Origin of the sequence: Klenkia sesuvii, assembly GCF_037083825.1 — a bacterium.
Lineage (GTDB): Bacteria > Actinomycetota > Actinomycetes > Mycobacteriales > Geodermatophilaceae > Klenkia > Klenkia sesuvii.
The window spans coordinates 142,635-163,492 of the sequence record NZ_JBAPLU010000004.1; the positions used below are offsets into that span (position 1 = coordinate 142,635).

A 20,858-nucleotide genomic window follows, 5' to 3' on the forward strand; every position below is an offset into this window, starting at 1 on the left:
CAGCCCCTGCACATCCACTACCACGACGAGGAACGGTGATGGTCGGCTACGTCGCACGGCGTCTGGCGCTCGCGGTCGGCACCGTGCTCGCCGCAGCACTGATCAGCTTCCTGCTGGCACACGCCACGGACACGAGCCCAGGTGCGGTACGCCTCGGTGTGAACGGCACGCCCGAGCGGGTCGCCGCGCTCAACGAGCAGCTGGGCTGGAACCGGCCGCTGTACGAGCAGTTCGGCGACTACCTCGGCGGCCTCGTGCGCGGTGATCTGGGGACGTCGCTGATCGACGGCCGGTCCATCGCAGCGGACCTGGCCGCACGGGTCCCCGTCACGGCCTCCATGGCGCTGTTCGCCACCGTCCTGTCCGGGATCGTGGGGGTCGTCCTCGGCGTCACCGCAGCGGTCCGGGGCGGGCGCATCGCCCGACTGATCACCACCGGCAGCGGCATCGCCCTCTCGCTGCCGGCCTTCTGGGTCGGCATCCTCCTCGTGTACGTCCTGTCCCTGCGGCTGGGGTGGCTGCCGGCCACCGGCTACGTCCCCTTCGCGACCGACCCCGCGGCATGGTTCCGCAGTTTGCTGCTGCCGGTCCTGACGCTGGGTATCGGGGGCGCTGCGGTCATCGCCCGCACGGCAGGTGCCGGGATGCGGGAGGCGCTGGCCCAGGAGCACATCCGGACGCTGCGGGCCATGGGCACGCCGGAGTGGCGGGTGCGCTACGTGCACGCGCTGCGCTACGCCAGCCTGCCGGTCGCCGCGGTGCTCGGCATCCAGTTCATCGCCCTGTTCGGCGGCTCGGTCATCATCGAGAACCTCTTCGCGCTCCCCGGCCTCGGCCAGGCCGGGCAGATCGCCGCCGCGGCCAGCGACTCCCCCGCGCTGACCGGTGTGGTGATCGTGGCCACCGTCGTGGTCGTGGTCATCAACCTCCTGCTCGACCTCGTCGTCGCGATCCTCGACCCGAAGGTGCGTTCCGCATGAGCCTGCTGCCCCCGGACGAGTCCGACGCGGTCGTCACCGAGCCTGCTCCTCCGGTGCACCAGCGGCGCGGGCTGCCGTACTTCCTGCGGCGCCCGGGTGGTCTGTTCGGTGCCTCCTGGTTGCTGTTCATGCTGGTGGCGTCGCTGTCGGCCCCGTTGTGGCGGCCCTACAACCCGGCACAGCAGGACACCGCCAACCGCCTGGCGCTCCCCTCGGGCGACCACTGGCTCGGCACGGACCCCCTCGGCCGGGACCTGCTCAGCCGGATCTTCACCGCAGGCACCGAGCCGCTGGTCGCATCCGCCCTCACCGTCCTGGTCGCCTTCACCCTCGGCCTGGCCATGGCGCTGCTCGCCGCCGAGCACGGGCCGCGCGTCGAGCGCGTCACCAGCAGACTTGCCGATGTCGCGATGTCGCTGCCCGGCGTCATCATCCTGCTCGCCGTGATCGGCGCGATCGGCGTCCGCATCTTCGTCGTCATGTCGATCCTGGGCGCGCTGATCTCCGCCTCCGTCTACCGGGTCATGCTGGGCGTGGCCAAGTCCGTGCGGCAGCGGCTGTACGTCGATGCCGCCCGCGTCAACGGCCTGGGCTCGTTGCGGGTCAACCTGGTCCACGTGCTGCCCTCGATGGGGACGATCATCGCCGTCCAGGCCGCCCAGCTGTACGCCATCGGCCTGCTCATCGTGTCCGGCCTGGCGTTCCTGGGTTTCGGGCCGTCCGAGCCCCAACCCAGCTGGGGCTTCATGATCCAGGACGCGTCCCGGTACGTGTTCACCTCTCCGTGGCTGATGGTGCCCACCGGCCTCGTCCTGGCGTTGACCGTCGTCGCCGCCAACGAGCTCGCCGACGCGATCGCCAGCAGGGGTTCGGTCGCGTCGCCGGTGCGCCGCCGCAAGCGGCCGCCGGTCCGGACCCCGGCCCCCGGGACGACGGGCGCCGCGGCCACCGACCCGACGTCGCTGCTCGAGGTGCGCGACCTCCACGTGGGCGTCGAGGACGGCCCAGCGCTGGTCACCGGAGCCTCCTTCGACCTCCAGCCGGGCCGCGTGCTCGGTCTGGTCGGCGAGTCCGGCTGCGGCAAGACGATGACGGCCCGCGCCCTGCTCGGCCTGCTGCCCGACGGCGTGTCGGTCTCCGGCGGCTCCATCCACTGGCAGGGGCGCGACCTCGTCGGGTGCCAGGAGCGGGAGCTCACCGCGGTCCGCGGCAGGGGGATCGCCCTGATCTCCCAGGAGCCGATGGTGGCGCTGGACCCCATGTTCTCGGTCGCCTACCAGCTGGTCCAGCCGATCCGACGGTTCCGGGGAGTGGGCAAGGCCGAGGCGCGCCGGATAGCCGCCGAACTCCTGCGCCAGGTCGGCATCGTCGACGGGGCGCGCGTGCTGAAGAGCTACCCGCACCAGCTGTCCGGCGGCATGGCCCAGCGCGTCTGCATCGCTCTGGCGCTCACCGGTCAACCCGAACTGTTGATCGCCGACGAACCGACCACCGCCCTCGACGTGACGGTGCAGGCGGAGATCCTCGGCCTGCTCCGGACGCTGGTCACCGACACCGGGTTGGCGATCATCATCGTGAGCCACGACCTCGGCGTCGTCGCCGACATCTGCGACGACGTGCGGGTCATGTACGCGGGGCAGATCGTGGAGTCGGGTACCACCGCCGCGGTGCTCGATGATCCGGCGCACCCGTACACGATGGCGCTGCTGGGGGCCAATCCGCACGTCCCCGAGGGGGAGCCGGTGCCCGCGCGCCTGGCCTCCATCCCCGGCACGGTGCCGCCGCCGGGCTCCTGGCCCACCGGATGCCGTTTCGCCACGCGGTGCCAGTTCGTGCAGGAGGCGTGCACGACGCCGTTCCCTGCCGTGCCTGCGCACGGAGTGGGCACCGCCGAACGCTCGGGGACGGTGCTCTGCGTACGCGTCGACGAGATCCACGACGAAGGCGTGCGCTGGGGTGCCGAGCCGGTCGGCGCCGAGGTCGCCCCGGCCGAAGGACGGCCCGCCGATGACCCCGCACCGAACGCCGGAGCCGCACGATGACCGCCACCGCCCAGACGGCCTCCGCCGTACCGTCCACCGTCCCGGCGCTCGAGGTCAAGGACCTGGTCGTCCGCTACGGCAGAGGCCGGAGAGCGCGCAAGGACGTGCCCGCCGTGGACGGCGTGAGCTTCGACATCGCCCCGGGCGAGACGCTCGGTGTCGTGGGCGAGTCCGGTTCCGGGAAGTCGACCATCGGCAAGGCGGTCCTGGGGTTGCAGGCCCCGTCCGCCGGCACGGTGAAGCTGAACGGGCAGGACATCACCTCGTTGTCGCTCAAGCAGCGCAGTCGGGTGGTGGCCGACCTGCGGGTGGTGTTCCAGGACCCCTATTCCTCGCTCAACCCCTCTCGCACGATCGGCCAGACGCTGGTCGAGCCGCTCCGGCTGATGGGCATCAGAGGCGCCGACGCCCTGGGCAGGGCCCGCGCCGGGCTCGAGTCCGTCGGGCTGCCCGGCGACGCCGTCGACCGCTACCCGTCGCAGTTCTCCGGTGGCCAGCGGCAACGCGTCGCCATCGCCCGCGCACTGGTGTGCGAACCCAAGGTCGTCGTCCTCGACGAGCCGGTGTCGGCGCTGGACCTGTCCACCCAGGCGCAGGTGCTCAACCTGCTGGCCGATCTCCGCGACCAGCGTGGCCTGGCGTTCCTGTTCATCGCCCACGACCTCGGCGTCGTCCGGTTCCTGGCCCAGCGGACGGTGGTCCTCTACCGGGGCCAGGTCATGGAGACCGGCCCGGTCGACGCGGTGAGCAGCGCACCCCGCCACCCCTACACGGTGGCGCTCACCGCCGCGGCCCCGGTGCCGCGGCCGGCTGAGCAGGCGGCGCGCAGGCAGGCGCGCGAGGCGGCCGGATTCGGCGTCGCCGGGGCAGCGCAGCCGTCGGCGACCGGTTGTCCGTTCGTCCCACGCTGCCCGCTGTCCACCGATCTCTGCGCCGACCAACGGCCACCGCTCCGGCTCGTGGACGCCAACCTCGCCGCATGCCACCACGCCGAGCGCGTACCGGCGCTGTGAGCCAGGCCCCCCGCGCAGAACCACCCTGCCTGACCCTGGTCGACCGGATCGCGACCCCACCAGAGTGCGCACGATGAGCGAGGACACCCCTGCCTGGGCCGGACCCGCCCGCTTCCTCCGGCCGGTCGAACCCACCCGTCGCCCGGACGGCACCAGGCACTTCTCCGCGATGACCTACGCCGTTGCGTTCGGGTACCGGCCGCTCCAGCTGGACCTCTGGGTGCCGGCGACGTCCACGCCGGCCCCAGTGGTCGTCTGGGTGCACGGCGGTGCGTTCATGATGGGCGACCGGCGGCTGCTGCCCGAGACGCTGCGTCCCGACCAGGTGTTCCAGGCGCTGACCGCGGCCGGGCTGGCCGTCGCGACCATCGACTACCGGCATGCCCTGGAGGCCCCGTTCCCGGCCCAGCTCCACGACGCCAAGGCCGCGGTCCGCTGGCTGCGGGCGCACGCCGCCGAGCTGGCCATCGGCACCGAGCGGATCGGGGCGTGGGGCGAGTCGGCGGGCGGGTACATCGCGGCGCTGCTCGGGCTGACCGGCCACCGTCCCGACCTGGAGGGCACGCACGGCGTGCTGGGCCCCTCCAGCTCGGTCGACGTCGTCGTCGACTGGTACGGCCTCGCCGACCTGTCGACCATGCCCCGGAAGGCCCCGCCGCCGGAGATCGCGGCGTTGCTGCCCGAGGAGCTCCGCACCCCGCCGGAGGACCACCTCCTCCGCGGGCTGACCGGCGACGCGCTCGCCGATGCGAGCCCCGTCGCCCACGTGCGGGCCGACTCACCGCCCTTCCTGCTCCAGCACGGCACGGCCGACTGGCTGGTGCCCTGCGACCAGAGCACCCAGCTCGCGGCGGTCATGCAGTCCGTCGGGGCACCGGTGATCCTCGAACCCGTGCCCGGCGCCGGGCACATCTGGCTCGGTCACCCCGACGTCGACGCGATCGTCGACCGGTCGGTGCGCTACCTGGCCGACCACCTCCTCCCCGACCCCACCGGAGCACAGCACGCATGAGCGACCTGACCGTCCAGCCCGTCACCGTCGAGCACCACCGCGAGCCGCTGGGCATCGGCGAGCCCGCGCCGCGGCTGTCCTGGGTCACCCGCACCGAGCTGCCCGGCTGGCGGCAGACCGGCTACGAGGTCGAGGTCGAACCCGAGGGCGGACCGGTGTGGTCCTCCGGCCGGGTCGACTCCGCCGAGTCGGTGCTCGTGCCGTGGGGTGCGCCCCCGCTCACCAGCCGGGAACGCCGGGTCGTCCGGGTGCGGGTCTGGGGGAGCGGCCCCGCGGGGCCGTCGGCCTGGAGCGAGGACGTCGTCGTCGAGGCGGGGCTGCTGGCGCCGGAGGACTGGACCGCGCAGCTGGTCCGTCCCGTGCTGCCGGCCACCGAGGAGGCGGTGGCACTGCTGCGCCGGGAGTTCACCCTCGACCGCCCGGTCGTCCGGGCCCGGCTGTACTCCACCGCGCACGGCGTCTACGAGGCGGAGCTGAACGGGTCCGCGGTGGGGGACCACGTGCTCGCCCCGGGCTGGACCAGCTACCGGCACCGGCTGCGCTACCAGACCTACGACGTCACCGCCCAGGTCACCGAGGGGCGCAACGTGCTCGGTGCCCAGCTCGCCGAGGGCTGGTTCGCCGGGTACGTCGGCTTCACCGGCGGGCGCAGCTGGTACGGCGACCGGACCGGTGTGCTGCTGCAGCTGGAGGTCGACCACCCCGACGGCGGGCGCACCCTGGTCGCCAGCGACGGGTCCTGGCGCTCGACCACCAGCGGCCCCACGGTGACCGCGGGCATCTACTCCGGGGAGACCGTCGACCTGCGGCGGGAGCTGCCCGGCTGGTCCGCCCCCGGTTTCGACGACGCCGGCTGGACGCCGGTCGAGGTGGGTCCCCTCGACCGGGGCACCCTGGTCGCGCCGACCGGCCCGCCGGTGCGCCGGACGCAGACCGTGCCGGTGGAGGCGATCACCCGTTCGCCGTCGAGCCGGCTGCTCGTCGACTTCGGGCAGAACCTCGTCGGCCGCATCCGCTTCTCCCTGCCCGACGCCCCGGCCGGCACCGAGATCACCGTCCGGCACGCCGAGGTGCTCGAGCACGGTGAGCTGGGCACCCGGCCGCTGAAGAAGGCCCGGGCCACCGACGTCGTGGTGCTCGACGGCCGCGGGCCCCGCACCTGGGAGCCCAGGTTCACCTTCCACGGGTTCCGCTACGCCGAGGTGAGCGGCTGGCCCGGTGAGCTGCGCGCGGAGGACCTGACGGCGGTCGTCGTGCACACCGACCTGCGCCGCACCGGCACCTTCACCTGCTCCGACGCCACCGTCACCCGGCTGCACGAGAACGTCGTCTGGGGCATGCGCAGCAACTTCCTCGACCTGCCCACCGACTGCCCGCAGCGCGACGAACGGCTGGGCTGGACCGGCGACGTCCAGGTGTTCGCCCCGACCGCGGCCTTCCTCTACGACACCGCCGGGATGCTGCGGTCCTGGCTGGCCGACCTGTCCGCCGAGCAGCTGCGCGACCACGGCGGGATCGTGCCGCCCTACGTCCCCTTCCTGCCCTTCATCCCCATCCCGATGCAGGCCGACGTCGGCTGGGGCGACGCGGCCGTCGTCGTGCCCTGGGTGCAGTACCAGCGTTCCGGCGACGCCGGGCTGCTGGACGACCAGTGGGACAGCATGGTCGCCTGGATCGACGCGTTCGCCGCCCGGGCCGGGGAGGGGCTGGACTTCCCCGACGGCGGCTTCTCCTTCGGTGACTGGCTGGACACCTCGGCTCCGCCGGACCAGCCAGGTGCCGCCCGCACCCCCTGGCAGTGCGTGGCCACCGCCTACCTGGCTCGCTCGGCCCGCACCGTCGCGCAGGCCGCGGAGGTGCTGGGCCGGGACGGCGCCCGGTTCGTCGAGCTCGCCGAGCGGGCGGCCGAGCGGTTCCGCGCCGAGTACGTGACGCCGACCGGCCGGGTCACGTACCCGTCGCAGACGGCCTACGCCCTGGCGCTCGAGTTCGACCTGCTGGCGCCGGAGCAGCGGCCGCACGCCGGCCGGCTGCTGGCCGAGCAGGTGCTCCAGGACGGGTTCCACATCGCGACCGGCTTCCTCGGTACCCCCCTGGTCACCGACGCGCTGAGCAACGCCGGTGAACTGGCCACGGCCTACGAGCTGCTGCTGCAGCGGGAGAACCCCTCGTGGCTCTACCCGGTGACGATGGGGGCGACGACGATCTGGGAGCGCTGGGACTCGATGCTCCCCGACGGGACGATCAACCCCGGGGAGATGACGTCGTTCAACCACTACGCACTCGGCGCCGTCGCCGACTGGCTGCACCGCACGGTGGCCGGCCTGGCCCCGGCCGAGCCCGGCTACCGGCGCCTGCGGATCGCACCACGGCCGGGGCCGGGGATCACGTCGGCGGCCGCCACGCACGAGACGCCCTACGGGACGGCGGCGGTCTCCTGGACGGTGGACGGCGAGGCCTTCGTCGTGGAGCTCACCGTGCCGCCGGGCACGACGGCGGAGATCGCCCTGCCCGGCGACGACGGGGTGTTCGAGGTCGGGTCAGGCCGGCACTCGTTCACCCGCACGATCACCGTCCCGGCGCGGGTCGAGAAGCCCGCCCTCTTCTTCGACCCGGAGGCCCACGCATGACCGCCCGACCCGTCGTCCCCGGGTTCCACCCCGACCCGAGCATCTGCCGGGTCGGGGACACCTACTGGATGGTGCACTCCAGCTTCGAGTACGCCCCCGGCGTGCCGTTGTACCGCTCCACCGACCTGGTCTCGTGGGAGCAGGTCGGCCACGTGCTGGCCCGTCCGGACCAGCTGGACGTCTCGGCCGCACCCGGGTCAGGGGGCATCACCGCCTGCACGATCCGCCACTCCGCCGGCCGCTTCTGGATGATCACCACCAACCTCGCCGACGGCGGCTGGCAGACCCTCGTCACCGCCGAGGACCCGCTGGGTGAGTGGTCGGCGCCGGTGCGGATGACCGAGGTCCGCGGCATCGACCCCGACCTCGCCTGGGACGACGAGGGCACGCTGCTGGTCACCTACGCCGGCTTCGACGCGGACGGCCCGGCCGGGGTGGTGCAGCAGGCGGTCGACCCGGTGACCGGTGCGGCGCTCACCGAGCGGCGACACCTGTGGCAGGGCACCGGCGGCAAGTTCCCCGAAGGCCCGCACCTGTACCGGGTCGGCGACCACTGGTACCTGCTCATCGCCGAGGGCGGCACCGAGCGCGGCCACGCGGTGACCATCGCCCGCGGCCCGTCGCCGCAGGGCCCGTGGGAGGCCTGCCCGCACAATCCGCTGCTCACCGCCCGCGGCACCGACTCCCCGGTGCAGAACACCGGCCATGCGGACCTGGTGCAGCGCCCTGACGGCAGCTGGGCGATCGTCTTCCACGGCGTCCGCCCGCGCGGCACCAGCCCGGAGTTCCACGTGCTCGGCCGGGAGACCTTCGCCGCCGAGGTGCACTGGGACGACGAAGGCTGGCCGCGGCTGGGGGACTGGCTGACGCCGCCCGAGGACGGGCGGGAGGTCGAAGAGCTCGCCGGCGGCGACCTGCCACCTGCCTGGGTCTCGCCGCGGCGCTTCCCCGCCGACGTCATCACCCGGGTCGAGGGCGGCTGGCAGCTCGTCGCGGCCGATCCGGACACGGGCTCGGAGGACCTGGCGTTCGTCGGCCGCAGGCAGGAGCACCTGACCTGCCGGGCGCGGGTGGTCCTGGCCGCCGGCGACGGGGTCGGAGGCCTGTCGGTGCGCATCGACGCCCGCCACCACCTCGACGTCGCGGTGGCCGGTGACGTCGTCCGGGCGGTCGCCCACGCCGGCCCGTTCCGGTCGCTGCTGGGCGAGCGGACGGTGCCACCGGGCGACGTCGTCCTGGAGGTCCGTGCGGTGCCGTGTGAGGGGCACTTCTCCTCGACCGCGCTGGCCCCCGACCAGCTGGTCGCCGGGGTCGTGGCCGCCGACGGCGGGTTCACCGAGCTCGGCCGGCTCGACGGCCGCTACGTCTCCACCGAGGTGGCCGGAGGGATGACCGGCCGGCTGATCGGCGTCTGGTGCTCGACCGGCTCGGTGCTCGTCCGGTCCTTCAGCTACGCAGGTCGGGACACGCCGGGGGAGTGGTCGTGACCGCGTGGCTGCGCTGCTGACCGACGCGGTTCCCGCAGCCGGGAACTGGTCGTCGCCGGTGGAGGCCGACCATGTGGCTGACGGCGTCACCACGGCGAGGGGCCGTCCGCGCTGCGGTACTGACGGGGCCGGTGCGCACGCGCGCCACGCTCGGGCCGGGGTGGGAGCCCGATAGCCCGGGGTTCATCCGCCCACCACCTCGGCGACCAGGTCGAGGGCGCGGTCGACCGGCCCGATGCCGGCGTGCAGGTTGAGGAACCCGTGCAGCATCCCGGGCACCAGGACCTGCCGGACGTCGACCCCGGCCAGCGCCAGCGCGGCGGTGAAGTGCTCGGCGGAGGCCCGCAGGTCGTCGTACTCCGCGGTCAGCGCGAGCACGGGGCACAGGCCGGTCAGGACCGCCCCCGAGGGCATCGCGTAGCCGTCGGCCCGGCTCTCGGGACCACCCAGGTAGTTGCGGGTGATCGACACCCGGGCCTCGGGCGGGAACCGCAGCATCGCAGGCACCTCGGCCATCAGCGCGGACAGCTCGGCCGACAGCGGGGGAAGCACCGCGTGCGTCGTCGTGTAGGCCAGCACCAGTCCACGGGGCTGCCAGCCGTCGTCGTCGCGCAGTCGCAGCGCTGCGCCAGCGGCCAGGTTCCCACCCGCACTGGCACCGCCGACGGTGATCCGGGCGGGGTCGATGCCCAGGACCGCGGCCTGGTCACGCACCCACCGGACGGCGGCGACCACGTCGTCGTGCGGCACCGGGTAGGTCACCCCGTCGACGGCCAGCCGGTAGTCGACGCTCACCACGACGGCACCGGCCCGGGCGCACACCTCGCGGGCGACGCGGTCGGCCTCGGGCATGTCGAGGTCGCCCATCCGGAACGCCCCGCCGTGCATCCAGACGAACCCGGGCCGGGACTCGGCCCCGTCGTCGGGGGAGTAGACGCGCACCTGGACATCACCGTGCGGTCCGGGCGCCGCAGCCGGACCGACGTGGACCTCGGGCGCCGGCGGCGCCTCATCCATCGACATGAACTCGTCCAGGCGGGCCCGCGACGCCGGGTCGGCCATCGCCTCCTCGAAGGAGGTCAACCCATCGAGCAGGTGGAAGCGCGACGACTGGGACGGGTGGACGGGCAAGGCAGCTCCTCGGGACGACGGTCACCCCGACCTTGCCCGACCCGGTGCCGCCAGCACACTCCCGTGCCATTCATCGGCACGGGAGCTCAGGTGCCGCTGGGCCGACCGGCGTGGACGTCGTCGTGGACGTCGTCGTGGACGTCGTCGTGGACCAGGGCCGGCACGCCGTCCAGCGGTGGTTCCTCGGTGACCGCCTCGCCGCGGGCTACGAGCCCGGCCTCGGTGGCCAGCGGGATCTCCCGCAGGAAGAGGGCCAGCACCAGCGCGACCACCAGGATCGGGACCAGGTACCAGAACACCGGGGCCAACGCGTCGGCGTAGGCGACCACCACCGCGCTGCGCAGCGGGTTGCCGGCGGCGTCGACGGCGCCCGGGGTGAGGGAGTCCGGCGACAGGATCCCGGCGGTCGAGGCCTGCTCGGCGTTGGCCGACAGCGCCGTGCCCAGCCGCTCGGCCAACCGGGTGGTGAACAACGTGCCGAACACCGCGACGCCCAGGGTGGCGCCGACCTCGCGGAAGTAGTTGTTCGTCGACGTGGCCACGCCGAGCTGGGTGGCCGGCACCGCGTTCTGCGCGGCCAGCACCACGTTCTGCATGATCAGGCCGAGACCGGCGCCGAGGGTGAAGACCATTGTGCCGATGGTCCACAGCGAGGTGTCCCCGGCCAGCTGGGTCATCCAGACGACCGCGGCCAGGATGGTGGCCACGCCGGCGACGGTGAACACCTTGTAGCGACCGGTCCGGGCGATGAACCCGGCGGTGCCCTGGATGGTCACGATGATGCCGGCGGTCATCGGCACCAGCAGCAGACCCGAGACCGTGGCCGACTGCCCGGAGCTCATCTGCAGGTAGGTCGGCAGGAACGCGACTGCCGAGAACATGCCCAGCCCGACGGCCAGGCCGAGGGCGGTGGCCACGGCGAACGTCGGGTTGGCGAACAGCCAGAGCGGGACGACCGGCTCCACCGCCCGACGCTCGACCTGCACGAAGACCGCGAGGGCGACCACGAAACCTGCGCCCAGCGCCAGCGTCCACGGCGCCGTCCAGCCCTCGCTGCCGCCCAGGTCGGTGGCCAGCACCAGGCAGGTGGTGACCGCCGACAACGCGAGGATCCCGGCGATGTCCAGCGGGGTGGTGCTGCGCCGCCTGGGCAGGGTGAGGGCGAACCAACCGATGGCGAAGGCGGCCAGCCCGACCGGCACGTTGATCCAGAAGCACCATCGCCAGCCCAGCGAGGAATCGGTGAAGAACCCGCCGACCAGCGGCCCGGCAACGGCGGCGAGCCCGAACAGTGCACCGATCGGGGCCATGTACCGGGCCCGCTCCCGGGCCGGGACGATGTCGGCGATGATCGCCTGGGACAGGATCATCAGCCCGCCGCCGCCCAGCCCCTGCACCCCCCGCCACAGGACGAACCAGCCGAAGGCCGGCGCCAGCGCGGCACCGACGCTGGCCACGGTGAACAGCCCGATGGCCACCAGGAACAGGGTCCGGCGGCCGAAGAGGTCGCCGAGCTTGCCGTAGACGGGCATGACCAGGGTGGTGGCCAGCAGGTAGGCGGTGGTCACCCAGGCCATGTGCGAGACGCCGCCGAGGTCGCCGACGATGGTCGGCATCGACGTGGACACGATCGTCTGGTCCAGGGCGGCCATGAGCATGCCGGCCACCAGGGCGCCGAAGATGATGTTGATCCGTCGCCGGGTGAGGACAAGCGGGGGTGCTGCAGTGGTCACGGTTCTCCTAGGCCGACGGAACGGGGAGGCCTGCGGCCAGGGACGTCCAGGCCTCGTCGACGAGGGCGGGCAACTCGGCGGCGAAGTCGGTGGTCAGCCAGTGGTGCAGCGCGCTGCGCAGCGCGGCAGCAGCGGCCCCGGCCAGCAGCTGGGGGTAGAGATCGTGCGGATCGCCGCCGGTGCGTCCTGCGACGACCGCGGCCATCGCCTGCTCCGAGTGGCCGAACGCAGCCATCAGCCGGGCCAGAAGTACGGGATGGGTGTCGACGACCCGCATCCGCAGCCGCCACAGGTCGACGTCGCCGGCCATGCCCTCGGCCTGCGTGCGGGCCACTGCCCGCACAGCCTGCACCGGCGACTCCTCGGCCGGGCGGGCCGCCACCTGTGCAGCGAGCTCGCCCAGCTCGTCGGCGTCGAAGCCGAGGACGGCCTCGTCCTTGGTCGAGAAGTAGTTGAAGAATGTTCGTGGGGAGACCCCGACGACCTCGGCGATGTCGTCGACGACCACTCCGTCCAGGCCACGCACCGCCACGAGCTCGAGGGCGGCGCGGTGCAGGGCGGCTCTGGTGGCCGCCTTCTTGCGCTCGCGCAGACCGGTGCTCACCTCGGCAGGATAACCCGAGAACGTGCAGACTCCGCAAAAATGCGAAGACTGCACCTTCCGCGAGTCGGTCACCCCCCGGTCGTCCGCCGCTCGGCCGCCGCCCACGCACCGGGGTCACCGCCGGGCTCGTAGCGGACGACGTCCTGGGTCGCGCGCAGCAGCGCGCGCAGCTCAGGCAGGCCGCCGGTCACCGTTCCCGCGGCGCGCGCCTGCACCAGCACGTTCCCCAGCGCCGCGGCCTCCACCGGGCCGGCCAGCACCGGCAGCCCGCACGCGTCGGCGGTGAGCTGCATGAGCAGAGTGTTGCGGCCGCCCCCGCCGACCACGTGCACCACCTCGACCTCGGCGCCCGAGACGCGCGCCGCTGTCCGCACGGCGCGGCGGTAGGCCAGCGCGAGGCTGTCGAGGATGCAGCGCACCGTCTCGGCGCGGCCCTCCGGCGGGGTCTGCCCGGTCTCGCGGCACAGCTGGGCGATGCGCGCCGGCATGTCGCCCGGCGGCAGGAAGCGGGGGTCGTCGCAGTCGACGACGGCGGCGAAGGCCGGCACCCGGGCCGCGGCGGCCAGCAGTTCGGCGAGGTCGGCCGGCGGTCCCGCTGCCGACCAGGTGCGGAGCGACTCCGACAGCAGCCACAGACCCATCACGTTGCGCAGGTACCGCACGGTGCCGTCGACGCCCAACTCGTTCGTGAACCCGGCCGAGCGGCTCGCCTCGGTCAGCACGGGCGTTGCGAGCTCGACGCCGACCAGCGACCAGGTGCCGCACGAGATGTAGGCGAACCGGTCGGTGGCCGCCGGGACGCCGACGACGGCGGAGGCGGTGTCGTGCGAGCCCACGGCGGTGACCGGCACCGGGCCGGTGAGCCCGGTCTGCTCGAGGACGTCGGGGGAGAGCACGCCGAGCGGATCACCGGGGGCCACCAGCGGCGGGAAGAGGTGCCGGGGGAGGTCGAGGGCGTCGACCAGCGGCCACGACCACTCCCGGGTGCGGGTGTCGAGCAGGCCGGTGGTGGAGGCGTTCGTGAGCTCCGCCGCGACGGCACCGGTGAGCCAGTACGCGACCAGGTCGGGTACCAGCAGCGCTGTGCGGGCCGCGTCCAGCTGGGCCGACCCGCGCCGGGCGGCGAGCTGGAAGACGGTGTTGAAGGGGAGGTGCTGCAGCCCGTTGACCCGGTACAGCTCGGCGGCATCGGCCACCGCGTGCACCTGCGGCACACCCGCCTCGTGGCCGGCGTCCCGGTAGTGCAGCGGGTTGCCCAGCAGCGCACCGTCGGCGTCGAGCAGGCCGACGTCGACCGCCCAGCTGTCGATGCCGACGCCGTCCAGCGGGCCGGTGCGCCCGGCGGCCCGCAGGCCGTCGAGCACGCCGGCGTACAGCGACAGGACGTCCCAGTGCAGGCGCCCGCCCGCCGCCACCGGCCGGTTGGCGAACCGGTGCACCTCGGTGAGCTCCAGCCGACCGGGGCCGACGTCGGCGACCATCACCCGCCCGCTCGAGGCGCCGAGGTCGACGGCGGCGAACCTCACCGCACCCTCATCGGAGGAAGGCGGCGGCGACGCCGGAGTCGACGGGCACGTGCAGACCCGTGGTGCGGGTCAGCTCCCCGCCGGTGAGGGCGAAGACGGCGTCGGCCACGTGCTCGGGCAGCACCTCGCGCTTGAGCAGGGTGCGCTGGGCGTAGTAGGCGCCCAGCTCCTCCTCCGGCACGCCGTAGACCGCGGCGCGCTGGGCGCCCCAGCCGCCGGCGAAGATGCCCGAACCGCGCACCACGCCGTCGGGGTTGATGCCGTTGACCCGGATGCCGTGCTCGCCCAGCTCGGCGGCCAGCAGCCGCACCTGGTGCGCCTGGTCGGCCTTCACCGCGGAGTAGGCGATGTTGTTCGGGCCGGCGAACACCGAGTTCTTCGAGGAGATGTAGACGACGTCGCCGCCCAGGCCCTGCTCGACCATCACCCGGGCCGCCTCGCGCGAGACCAGGAAGCTGCCCTTGGCCATGACGTCGTGCTGCAGGTCCCAGTCGCGCTCGGTGGTCTCCAGCAGCGGCTTGGAGACCGACAGGCCGGCGTTGTTGACCACCAGGTCCACCCCGCCGAAGGCCAGCACGGCGTCGCGGAAGGCGGCGGCGACCGCGGCGGCGTCGGACACGTCGGCAGCCACGCCCACGGCCACGTCGGTCGAACCGATGCCGGCGGCTGCCGCCTGGGCCTTCGCGAGGTCCAGGTCGGCGACGACGACGCAGGCGCCCTCGACGGCCAGCCGCTCGGCGATGGCCTTGCCGATGCCCGAGGCGGCGCCGGTGACCAGCGCGACCCGGGAGGCCAGCGGCTTGGGCTTCGGCATCCGGGCGAGCTTGGCCTCCTCCAGCGCCCAGTACTCGATGCGGAACTTCTCGACCTCGTCGATGGGGGCGTAGGTGGAGACCGACTCCGCACCCCGCATCACGTTGATCGCGTTGACGTAGAACTCACCGGCCACCCGGGCGGTCTGCTTGTTCGCCCCGAAGCTGACCATGCCCACACCGGGCAGCAGCACGATCGCCGGGTCGGCGCCGCGCATGGCGGGGCTGTCGGCGTCGGCGTGGCGCTCGTAGTAGCCGGCGTAGTCGGCGCGGTAGGCCTCGTGCAGCTCGCGCAGCCGGGCGGTCACCTGCTCCAGCGGGGCGGTCGGGGGCAGGTCGAGCACCATCGGGCGCACCTTGGTGCGCAGGAAGTGGTCCGGGCAGCTGGTGCCCAGCGCGGCCAGCCGCGGGTGCTCGGCCGAGGCGAGGAAGTCCAGGACGACGTCGGCGTCGGTCAGGTGGCCGACCTGCGGCTTGTCCGTCGACGCCAGCCCGCGCAGCAGCGGCATGAGCGCAGCGGCACGCTCGCGGCGCTCGGCCTCGGGCAGCGGCTCGAACTCCGGGAGCCGCGCGCCGAACGGGTCGGCCTTGCCGTGCTCGGCGAGGAACGACTCGGCGGTGCGGATGATCTCCAGGCTGTTGGCCCGGCACTGCTCGGAGGTGTCGGCCCACGCGGTGATGCCGTGCCCGCCGAGGACGGCGCCGATGGCCTGCGGGTTGGCCTCGGCGACCGCGGCGATGTCCAGCCCGAGCTGGAAGCCCGGGCGGCGCCAGGGCGCCCACACCACGCGGTCGCCGAAGCAGCGGCGGGTGAGCTCCTCGCCGTCCGCGGCGGTGGCCAGGGCGATGCCGGAGTCGGGGTGCAGGTGGTCGACGTGGGCGGCCCGCACGAGGCCGTGCATGGCGGTGTCGATCGACGGCGCGGCGCCGCCGCGGCCGTGCAGGCAGTAGTCGAACGCGGCGACCATCTCGTCCTCGCGGTCGACGCCGGGGTAGACGTCGACCAGGGCGCGCAGCCGGTCCAGCCGCAGCACGGCCAGGCCGGGCTCGGTGAGGGTGCCCAGGTCGCCGCCGGAGCCCTTCACCCACAGCAGCTGGACCGGCTGGCCGGTCACCGGGTCGGTGTCGGTGCCGGCGGCGGAGGTGTTGCCGCCGGCGTAGTTGGTGTTGCGCGGGTCGGCGCCCAGCTCGTTCGAACGCTGGAGCAGCTCGGTCACCACGGGGTTGGTCATGTCGTCGTCCTGTCGTTCAGGCGCCCCAGGAGGCCGGGGTGCCCCCCGTGCGCTCGGCGGCGATGCGGTCGGCGTAGCCGGAGGCGGCGTACGCCCGGTAGGGGTCGGGTGCCAGGCCCGCGGACTCGCGCAGCTCGGCCAGCAGCGGCCGGACGTCGGTGGCGAAGGCGTCGTTCAGCGCACCGTGCGCCCCGAGCACGTCACCGGCCTGCTGGGCGGCGTGCAGCGCCTCGCGGTCGACCAGCAACGCCTTGGCGGTGGCCTCCTGCACGTTGGTCACCGACCGGATCTGGCCGGGGATCTTCGGCTCGATGTTGTGGCACTGGTCGAGCATGAAGTTGATGCCCGAGTCGGGCCGCAGGGCGTCGGCCTCGACGATCTCGTTCATGATCCGGAACAGCTGGAACGGGTCGGCCGAGCCGACGATGAGGTCGTCGTCGCCGTAGTAGCGGCTGTTGAAGTCGAAGGCGCCGAGGCGCCCGACGCGCAGCAGCTGCATGACGATGAACTCGATGTTGGTGCTGGGCGCGTGGTGGCCGGTGTCGAGCACGACCTGGGCCTGGTCGCCGAGGGCCAGGCAGTGCACCAGCGAGGTGCCCCAGTCGGGGATGTCCATCGCGTAGAAGTAGGGCTCGTAGATCTTGTACTCGATCAGCAGACGGTGCCCGGGGTCGAGCAGGGCGTAGATCTGCTGCAGCGAGTCGGCGAGCCGGTCCTGCCGGGCGCGCAGGTCGTCCTGGCCGGCGTAGTTGGTGCCGTCGGGCAGCCACAGCTTGAGGTCGGTCGAGCCGGTGGCCCGCATGACCTCGACGCACTCGGCGTGGTGCGCGATCGCCTTGTCCCGGATCGCCGTGTCCGCGTGGGTGAGGGAACCCAGGCGGTACTCGTCGTCCTGGAAGAGGTTGGAGTTGATCGCGCCGATCGCGACGCCGAGGTCGGCGGCGTGGGCGGCGAGCTTCCCGTAGTCCTCGACCCGGTCCCACGGGATGTGCAGCGAGACGCGGGGGGCAGCGCCGGTGCAGGCGTGCACCTGCGCGGCGTCGGCGATCTTCTCGAAGGGGTCGCGGGCGACGCCGGGGGCGCCGAAGACCTTGAACCGGGTGCCGGAGTTGCCGAACGCCCACGACGGGATCTCGATGGTCTGGGCACGCAGCGCCTGCAGGGCTGCGGCGCGGAGGTCGGTCATGGTGTGTCTCCGGTGTCGGTGGTGGTGGCGAGGTGGGCCTCGGAGTCCAGGGCCGGCTCCGGCGGTGTCTCGCCGGTGCCGAGAAACCTCGTGACGGCGCGCAAGACGAGCACGGCCGATCCCGGGGCGGCTGCCTCGGGGGGGGAGGAGGAGGAGGGGCGGCCAGGTGGCCTCGTGGTCGTGTGGGTGGTGTTCAGTGAAACGATTCAATGGCTGATGGCACGAACGTTAGGAGGCCGGGCTGTGCGCTGTCAATCACCCGGCAGCGTCGCGGCACGGGACGCGTCGATGTGGTTGACACGTTTCAGGTCTGTGCCAGCATGTCGGCGTCCGGGTCCTACCGTGAACCGGCCACGTCGACCCGAGGAGACCGCCCTGTCCGCGAGCATCCGCGACGTCGCCCGCCGGGCCGGGGTCTCGCTGGGCACGGTCAGCAACGTGCTGAACCGACCCGACCAGGTCGGCGCGGACAGCCGCGAACGGGTGCTCGCCGCGATCGCCGAGCTGCGGTTCGTGCGCAACGAGTCGGCCCGTCAGCTGCGCGCGGGCACGTCCCGCACGCTGGGCCTCGTCGTCCTCGACATCGCCAACCCGTTCTTCACCGACGTCGCCCGCGGGGTCGAGGACGTCGCGAACGACGCCGGCCTCGCCGTCATCCTGTGCAACTCCGACGACCGACCGACCAAGGAGTCGGCCTACCTCGACCTGCTGGCCGAGCAGCGCGTGCAGGGCGTGCTCATCACCCCGACCGCCGACCTCTCTACACACCTGGAGTCGTTGCGCCGGCGGGGCATCCCCGTGGTGCTGGTCGACCGCCGAGCGACAGGCCCCGGGCAGTGCTCGGTCGCGGTGGACGACGTGCTGGGTGGCCGGTTGGCCGCCGACCACCTGATCCAGCGTGGCCACCGGCGCATCGCCTTCGTGGGCGGGTCCTCGGGGCTGCCGCAGATCCAGGAGCGGTACACCGGCGTGGTGGCCGCGGTCCGCGAGCAGTGGGGTGCCGAGGAGTCGCTCACCGTGTTCGCCCCCGAGGTGCTGACCGTCGCGACCGGCCGCGAGGCCGCCGCGCAGATCATCGGCATGCCGGCGGCGGTGCGCCCGACCGCGGTCATCTGCGCCAACGACCTGCTGGCCCTGGGTGTGCTGCAGGAGATGACCAGGCACGGCGTCCGGGTGCCCGACGAGTGCTCCATCGTCGGCTACGACGACATCGACTTCGCCGCAGCCGCCGCCGTGCCGCTCACCTCGGTGCGCAAGCCGCGCCAGGAGATGGGTCGGCGGGCCGCGCAGCTGCTGCTCGACGAGGCCTCCGACGAGCACGTGCACGAGCAGATCGTCTACGAACCCGTGCTCGTGGTGCGCGAGTCCTCCATGGCCCGCCGCTCGACCGCCCGGGGTGAGCGCACCGCATGACACCCCGACCCGACGTCCTCGAGGTGCTGTGATGCCACCGGTCCGCCGCCAGTCGCCCCGCCCCGCCGAGCTGCTCGAGCTGGTGCGGTTCAAGAAGCCGGAGCTGAGCGGGAAGAGGCGCCGGTTGGCTGCTGCGCAGACCATCGCCGACCTGCGCAGGGTCGCGAAGCGGCGCACCCCGCGGGCGGCGTTCGACTACACCGACGGCGCGGCGGAGGGCGAGCTGTCGCTGGCCCGGGCGCGGCAGGCGTTCGCCGACGTGGAGTTCCACCCCGACGTGCTGCGCCCCGCCGTCGACGTCGACACCTCGGTGCAGGTGCTGGGCGGGCCCAGCGCGCTGCCCTTCGGGATCGCCCCGACCGGGTTCACCCGGCTGATGCAGACCGAGGGCGAGACGGCCGGCGCGGGTGCGGCGGGAGCGGCAGGCATCCCCTTCACCCTCTCCACCCTGGGCACCACGACGATCGAGGACGTGCAGGCGGCCAACCCGCACGGCCGCAACTGGTTCCAGCTCTACGTGATGCGCGACCGGTCGATCTCCTACGGCCTGGTGGAGCGCGCCGCCGCTGCGGGGTTCGACACCCTGCAGTTCACCGTGGACACCCCGATCGCCGGAGCCAGGCTGAGGGACAAGCGCAACGGGTTCTCCATCCCGCCCCAGCTGACCGCCTCCACGGTGCTGGACGCCAGCCTGCGGCCGTGGTGGTGGTGGGACTTCCTGACCACCCCCAAGCTGGAGTTCGCCTCGCTGTCGACCACCGGCGGCACCGTGGGTGACCTGCTGGACATGGCGATGGACCCCACCATCAGCTACGACGACCTCGACGTCATCCGCGGCATGTGGCCGGGCAAGCTCGTGGTCAAGGGTGTGCAGTCCGTCGCCGATGCGGTCCGAGTGCTGGACGCCGGGGTCGACGGCATCGTGCTGTCCAACCACGGTGGTCGTCAGCTCGACCGCGCGCCGGTGCCCTTCCACCTGCTGCCCGCGGTGCGCGCGGAGGTCGGGGACGAGGCGTGCGTCATGGTCGACACCGGGATCATGCACGGCGCTGACGTGGTGGCTGCCATGGCCCTGGGCGCCTCGTTCACGCTCATCGGCCGGGCCTACCTCTACGGCCTGATGGCCGGCGGCCGCGCCGGCGTGGACCGGACCATCGAGATCCTGACGACGGAGATCGTGCGCACCATGCGGCTGCTCGGGGTGAGCTCGATCCGCGAGCTCGAGCCCCGGCACGTCACCCAGCTGCACCGGCTGGTGCCCCGCGGCTGACCGGCGGGGGTCTCGGCGGGGATTTCGATGGGGGTTTCGGTGGGGGTTTCGGCGGTGCCGGGCCCCCGGGTAGGGCAGGTCGATGTGGTTCGACACCTGGTCCGACCTGCTCCGGATCCTGCTGGTGGGGGTGAGTGCCTACGCGGCCCTCGTGCTGGTGCTGCGCGTGTCCGGGAAACGGACGCTGGCCAAGCTCAACGCCTTCGACCTGGTCGTCACCGTCGCCCTGGGGTCGACGTTGGCAACGGTGCTGCTCAGCTCCGACGTCTCCTGGTCCGAGGGCGCGTCGGCCCTGGTCCTGCTGGTGGCCCTGCAGTACGTGGTCGCCCGGCTCACCGTGCGGCTCCCGTGGGCCCGGTCGGTCGTCACGGCCCGGCCGACGCCCGTGCTGGTCGACGGCGACTTCCGCCCGGACGCGATGCGCGCCCAGCGGGTCGCGGAGTCCGAGGTCAGGCAGGCGGTGCGGGCCAGCGGTCAGGGCGCGCTCACCGACGTGGCCGCCGTCGTCCTGGAGAGCGACGGCACGCTCAGCGTCGTCCCGGCGTCGGCAGCGGGGGACCGGACCGCGCTCGCCGACGTCCCGGACGCGGGTGGTCAGCCGACCTGGGACGACCGCCGCGACAGGCCGGGTGCGTAGCCCTGCGGCGTAGCCCTGCGGCGTAGCCCTGCGGCGTGGGTCATGCGGCTCGACTCGCTGCTGGCCCGGGCGGCCCCCGAGGGGGCGCTGACGGCCACCTGCACCCGCCCCGTCCGGTGACCGGCCGCGCCGCGATGACCCGTGTCGGTA

General features: G+C 73.4%; 15 protein-coding genes. 9 read left to right on the forward strand and 6 right to left on the reverse strand.

Translation table 11 applies throughout. The features are described from left to right. Positions 1-38 precede the first annotated feature (38 nt). From TEK04_RS05740 to TEK04_RS05765, 6 genes are all read left to right on the forward strand, one after another. Positions 39-980, forward strand: a complete 942-nt coding sequence (locus tag TEK04_RS05740) for an ABC transporter permease (RefSeq protein WP_336403358.1) — start codon at positions 39-41, stop codon at positions 978-980. After that, positions 977-3,022 carry a dipeptide/oligopeptide/nickel ABC transporter permease/ATP-binding protein gene (locus tag TEK04_RS05745; protein ID WP_336403359.1) on the forward strand — a complete coding sequence of 682 codons (2,046 nt, stop codon included), beginning with the start codon at positions 977-979 and terminating at the stop codon, positions 3,020-3,022. Before TEK04_RS05740 ends, TEK04_RS05745 begins: the two co-directional genes overlap by 4 nt. After that, a complete protein-coding gene (locus tag TEK04_RS05750; protein WP_336403360.1) occupies positions 3,019-4,035 on the forward strand; it encodes an oligopeptide/dipeptide ABC transporter ATP-binding protein in 1,017 nt (338 codons plus the stop codon). Before TEK04_RS05745 ends, TEK04_RS05750 begins: the two co-directional genes overlap by 4 nt. A 73-nt stretch (positions 4,036-4,108) precedes the next feature. Next, the gene (locus TEK04_RS05755; RefSeq protein ID WP_336403361.1) at positions 4,109-5,047 is read left to right on the forward strand and encodes an alpha/beta hydrolase fold domain-containing protein; all 939 of its coding nucleotides are present in this window, start codon (positions 4,109-4,111) and stop codon (positions 5,045-5,047) included. Beyond that, entirely contained in the window at positions 5,044-7,677 is a 2,634-nt protein-coding gene (locus TEK04_RS05760; protein WP_336403362.1) for a glycoside hydrolase family 78 protein, read from the forward strand. Before TEK04_RS05755 ends, TEK04_RS05760 begins: the two co-directional genes overlap by 4 nt. Then, complete coding sequence (locus tag TEK04_RS05765; RefSeq protein WP_336403363.1) at positions 7,674-9,164, forward strand: glycoside hydrolase family 43 protein; 1,491 nt, start codon at positions 7,674-7,676, stop codon at positions 9,162-9,164. The genes TEK04_RS05760 and TEK04_RS05765 overlap by 4 nt, the downstream gene beginning before the upstream one ends. A gap of 183 nt (positions 9,165-9,347) precedes the next feature. Here TEK04_RS05765 and TEK04_RS05770 read toward each other — a convergent pair whose 3' ends face one another. The 6 genes from TEK04_RS05770 to rhaI form a co-directional block, all read right to left on the reverse strand. After that, a complete protein-coding gene (locus TEK04_RS05770; protein ID WP_336403364.1) occupies positions 9,348-10,295 on the reverse strand; it encodes an alpha/beta hydrolase in 948 nt (315 codons plus the stop codon). A gap of 86 nt (positions 10,296-10,381) precedes the next feature. Further along, positions 10,382-12,028: an MDR family MFS transporter gene (locus tag TEK04_RS05775; protein WP_336403365.1), complete on the reverse strand. Its 1,647-nt coding sequence runs from the start codon at positions 12,026-12,028 to the stop codon at positions 10,382-10,384. A 7-nt stretch (positions 12,029-12,035) separates the two neighbouring features. Then, entirely contained in the window at positions 12,036-12,632 is a 597-nt protein-coding gene (locus tag TEK04_RS05780) for a TetR/AcrR family transcriptional regulator (protein ID WP_336403366.1), read from the reverse strand. 68 nt (positions 12,633-12,700) lie between these two features. Further along, the gene (locus tag TEK04_RS05785) at positions 12,701-14,158 is read right to left on the reverse strand and encodes a rhamnulokinase (protein WP_336403367.1); all 1,458 of its coding nucleotides are present in this window, start codon (positions 14,156-14,158) and stop codon (positions 12,701-12,703) included. 7 nt (positions 14,159-14,165) lie between these two features. Then, positions 14,166-16,202, reverse strand: coding sequence for a bifunctional aldolase/short-chain dehydrogenase (locus tag TEK04_RS05790; RefSeq protein ID WP_336403368.1), 2,037 nt, complete (start codon positions 16,200-16,202; stop codon positions 14,166-14,168). A 16-nt stretch (positions 16,203-16,218) separates the two neighbouring features. Next, entirely contained in the window at positions 16,219-17,388 is a 1,170-nt protein-coding gene (rhaI, locus tag TEK04_RS05795; protein WP_336403369.1) for an L-rhamnose isomerase, read from the reverse strand. Between the two features lie 342 nt (positions 17,389-17,730). Here rhaI and TEK04_RS05800 point away from each other — a divergent pair, with 342 nt between their 5' ends. From TEK04_RS05800 to TEK04_RS05810, 3 genes are all read left to right on the forward strand, one after another. After that, complete coding sequence (locus TEK04_RS05800; protein WP_336403370.1) at positions 17,731-18,801, forward strand: LacI family DNA-binding transcriptional regulator; 1,071 nt, start codon at positions 17,731-17,733, stop codon at positions 18,799-18,801. Between the two features lie 31 nt (positions 18,802-18,832). Next, positions 18,833-20,071: an alpha-hydroxy acid oxidase gene (locus TEK04_RS05805; protein WP_336403371.1), complete on the forward strand. Its 1,239-nt coding sequence runs from the start codon at positions 18,833-18,835 to the stop codon at positions 20,069-20,071. An 82-nt stretch (positions 20,072-20,153) separates the two neighbouring features. Then, positions 20,154-20,708, forward strand: a complete 555-nt coding sequence (locus TEK04_RS05810; RefSeq protein WP_336403372.1) for a DUF421 domain-containing protein — start codon at positions 20,154-20,156, stop codon at positions 20,706-20,708. Positions 20,709-20,858: the final 150 nt, after the last annotated feature.

Excerpts from the sequence above, each read along its gene's own strand:
- TEK04_RS05740 (WP_336403358.1), top strand. The coding sequence starts at position 39 with ATGGTCGGCTACGTCGCACGGCGTCTGGCGCTCGCGGTCGGCACCGTG.
- TEK04_RS05745 (WP_336403359.1), top strand. The coding sequence starts at position 977 with ATGAGCCTGCTGCCCCCGGACGAGTCCGACGCGGTCGTCACCGAGCCT.
- TEK04_RS05750 (WP_336403360.1), top strand. The coding sequence starts at position 3,019 with ATGACCGCCACCGCCCAGACGGCCTCCGCCGTACCGTCCACCGTCCCG.
- TEK04_RS05755 (WP_336403361.1), top strand. The coding sequence starts at position 4,109 with ATGAGCGAGGACACCCCTGCCTGGGCCGGACCCGCCCGCTTCCTCCGG.
- TEK04_RS05760 (WP_336403362.1), top strand. The coding sequence starts at position 5,044 with ATGAGCGACCTGACCGTCCAGCCCGTCACCGTCGAGCACCACCGCGAG.
- TEK04_RS05765 (WP_336403363.1), top strand. The coding sequence starts at position 7,674 with ATGACCGCCCGACCCGTCGTCCCCGGGTTCCACCCCGACCCGAGCATC.
- TEK04_RS05790 (WP_336403368.1), bottom strand. The coding sequence starts at position 16,202 with ATGACCAACCCCGTGGTGACCGAGCTGCTCCAGCGTTCGAACGAGCTG.
- rhaI (WP_336403369.1), bottom strand. The coding sequence starts at position 17,388 with ATGACCGACCTCCGCGCCGCAGCCCTGCAGGCGCTGCGTGCCCAGACC.
- TEK04_RS05805 (WP_336403371.1), top strand. The coding sequence starts at position 18,833 with ATGCCACCGGTCCGCCGCCAGTCGCCCCGCCCCGCCGAGCTGCTCGAG.
- TEK04_RS05810 (WP_336403372.1), top strand. The coding sequence starts at position 20,154 with ATGTGGTTCGACACCTGGTCCGACCTGCTCCGGATCCTGCTGGTGGGG.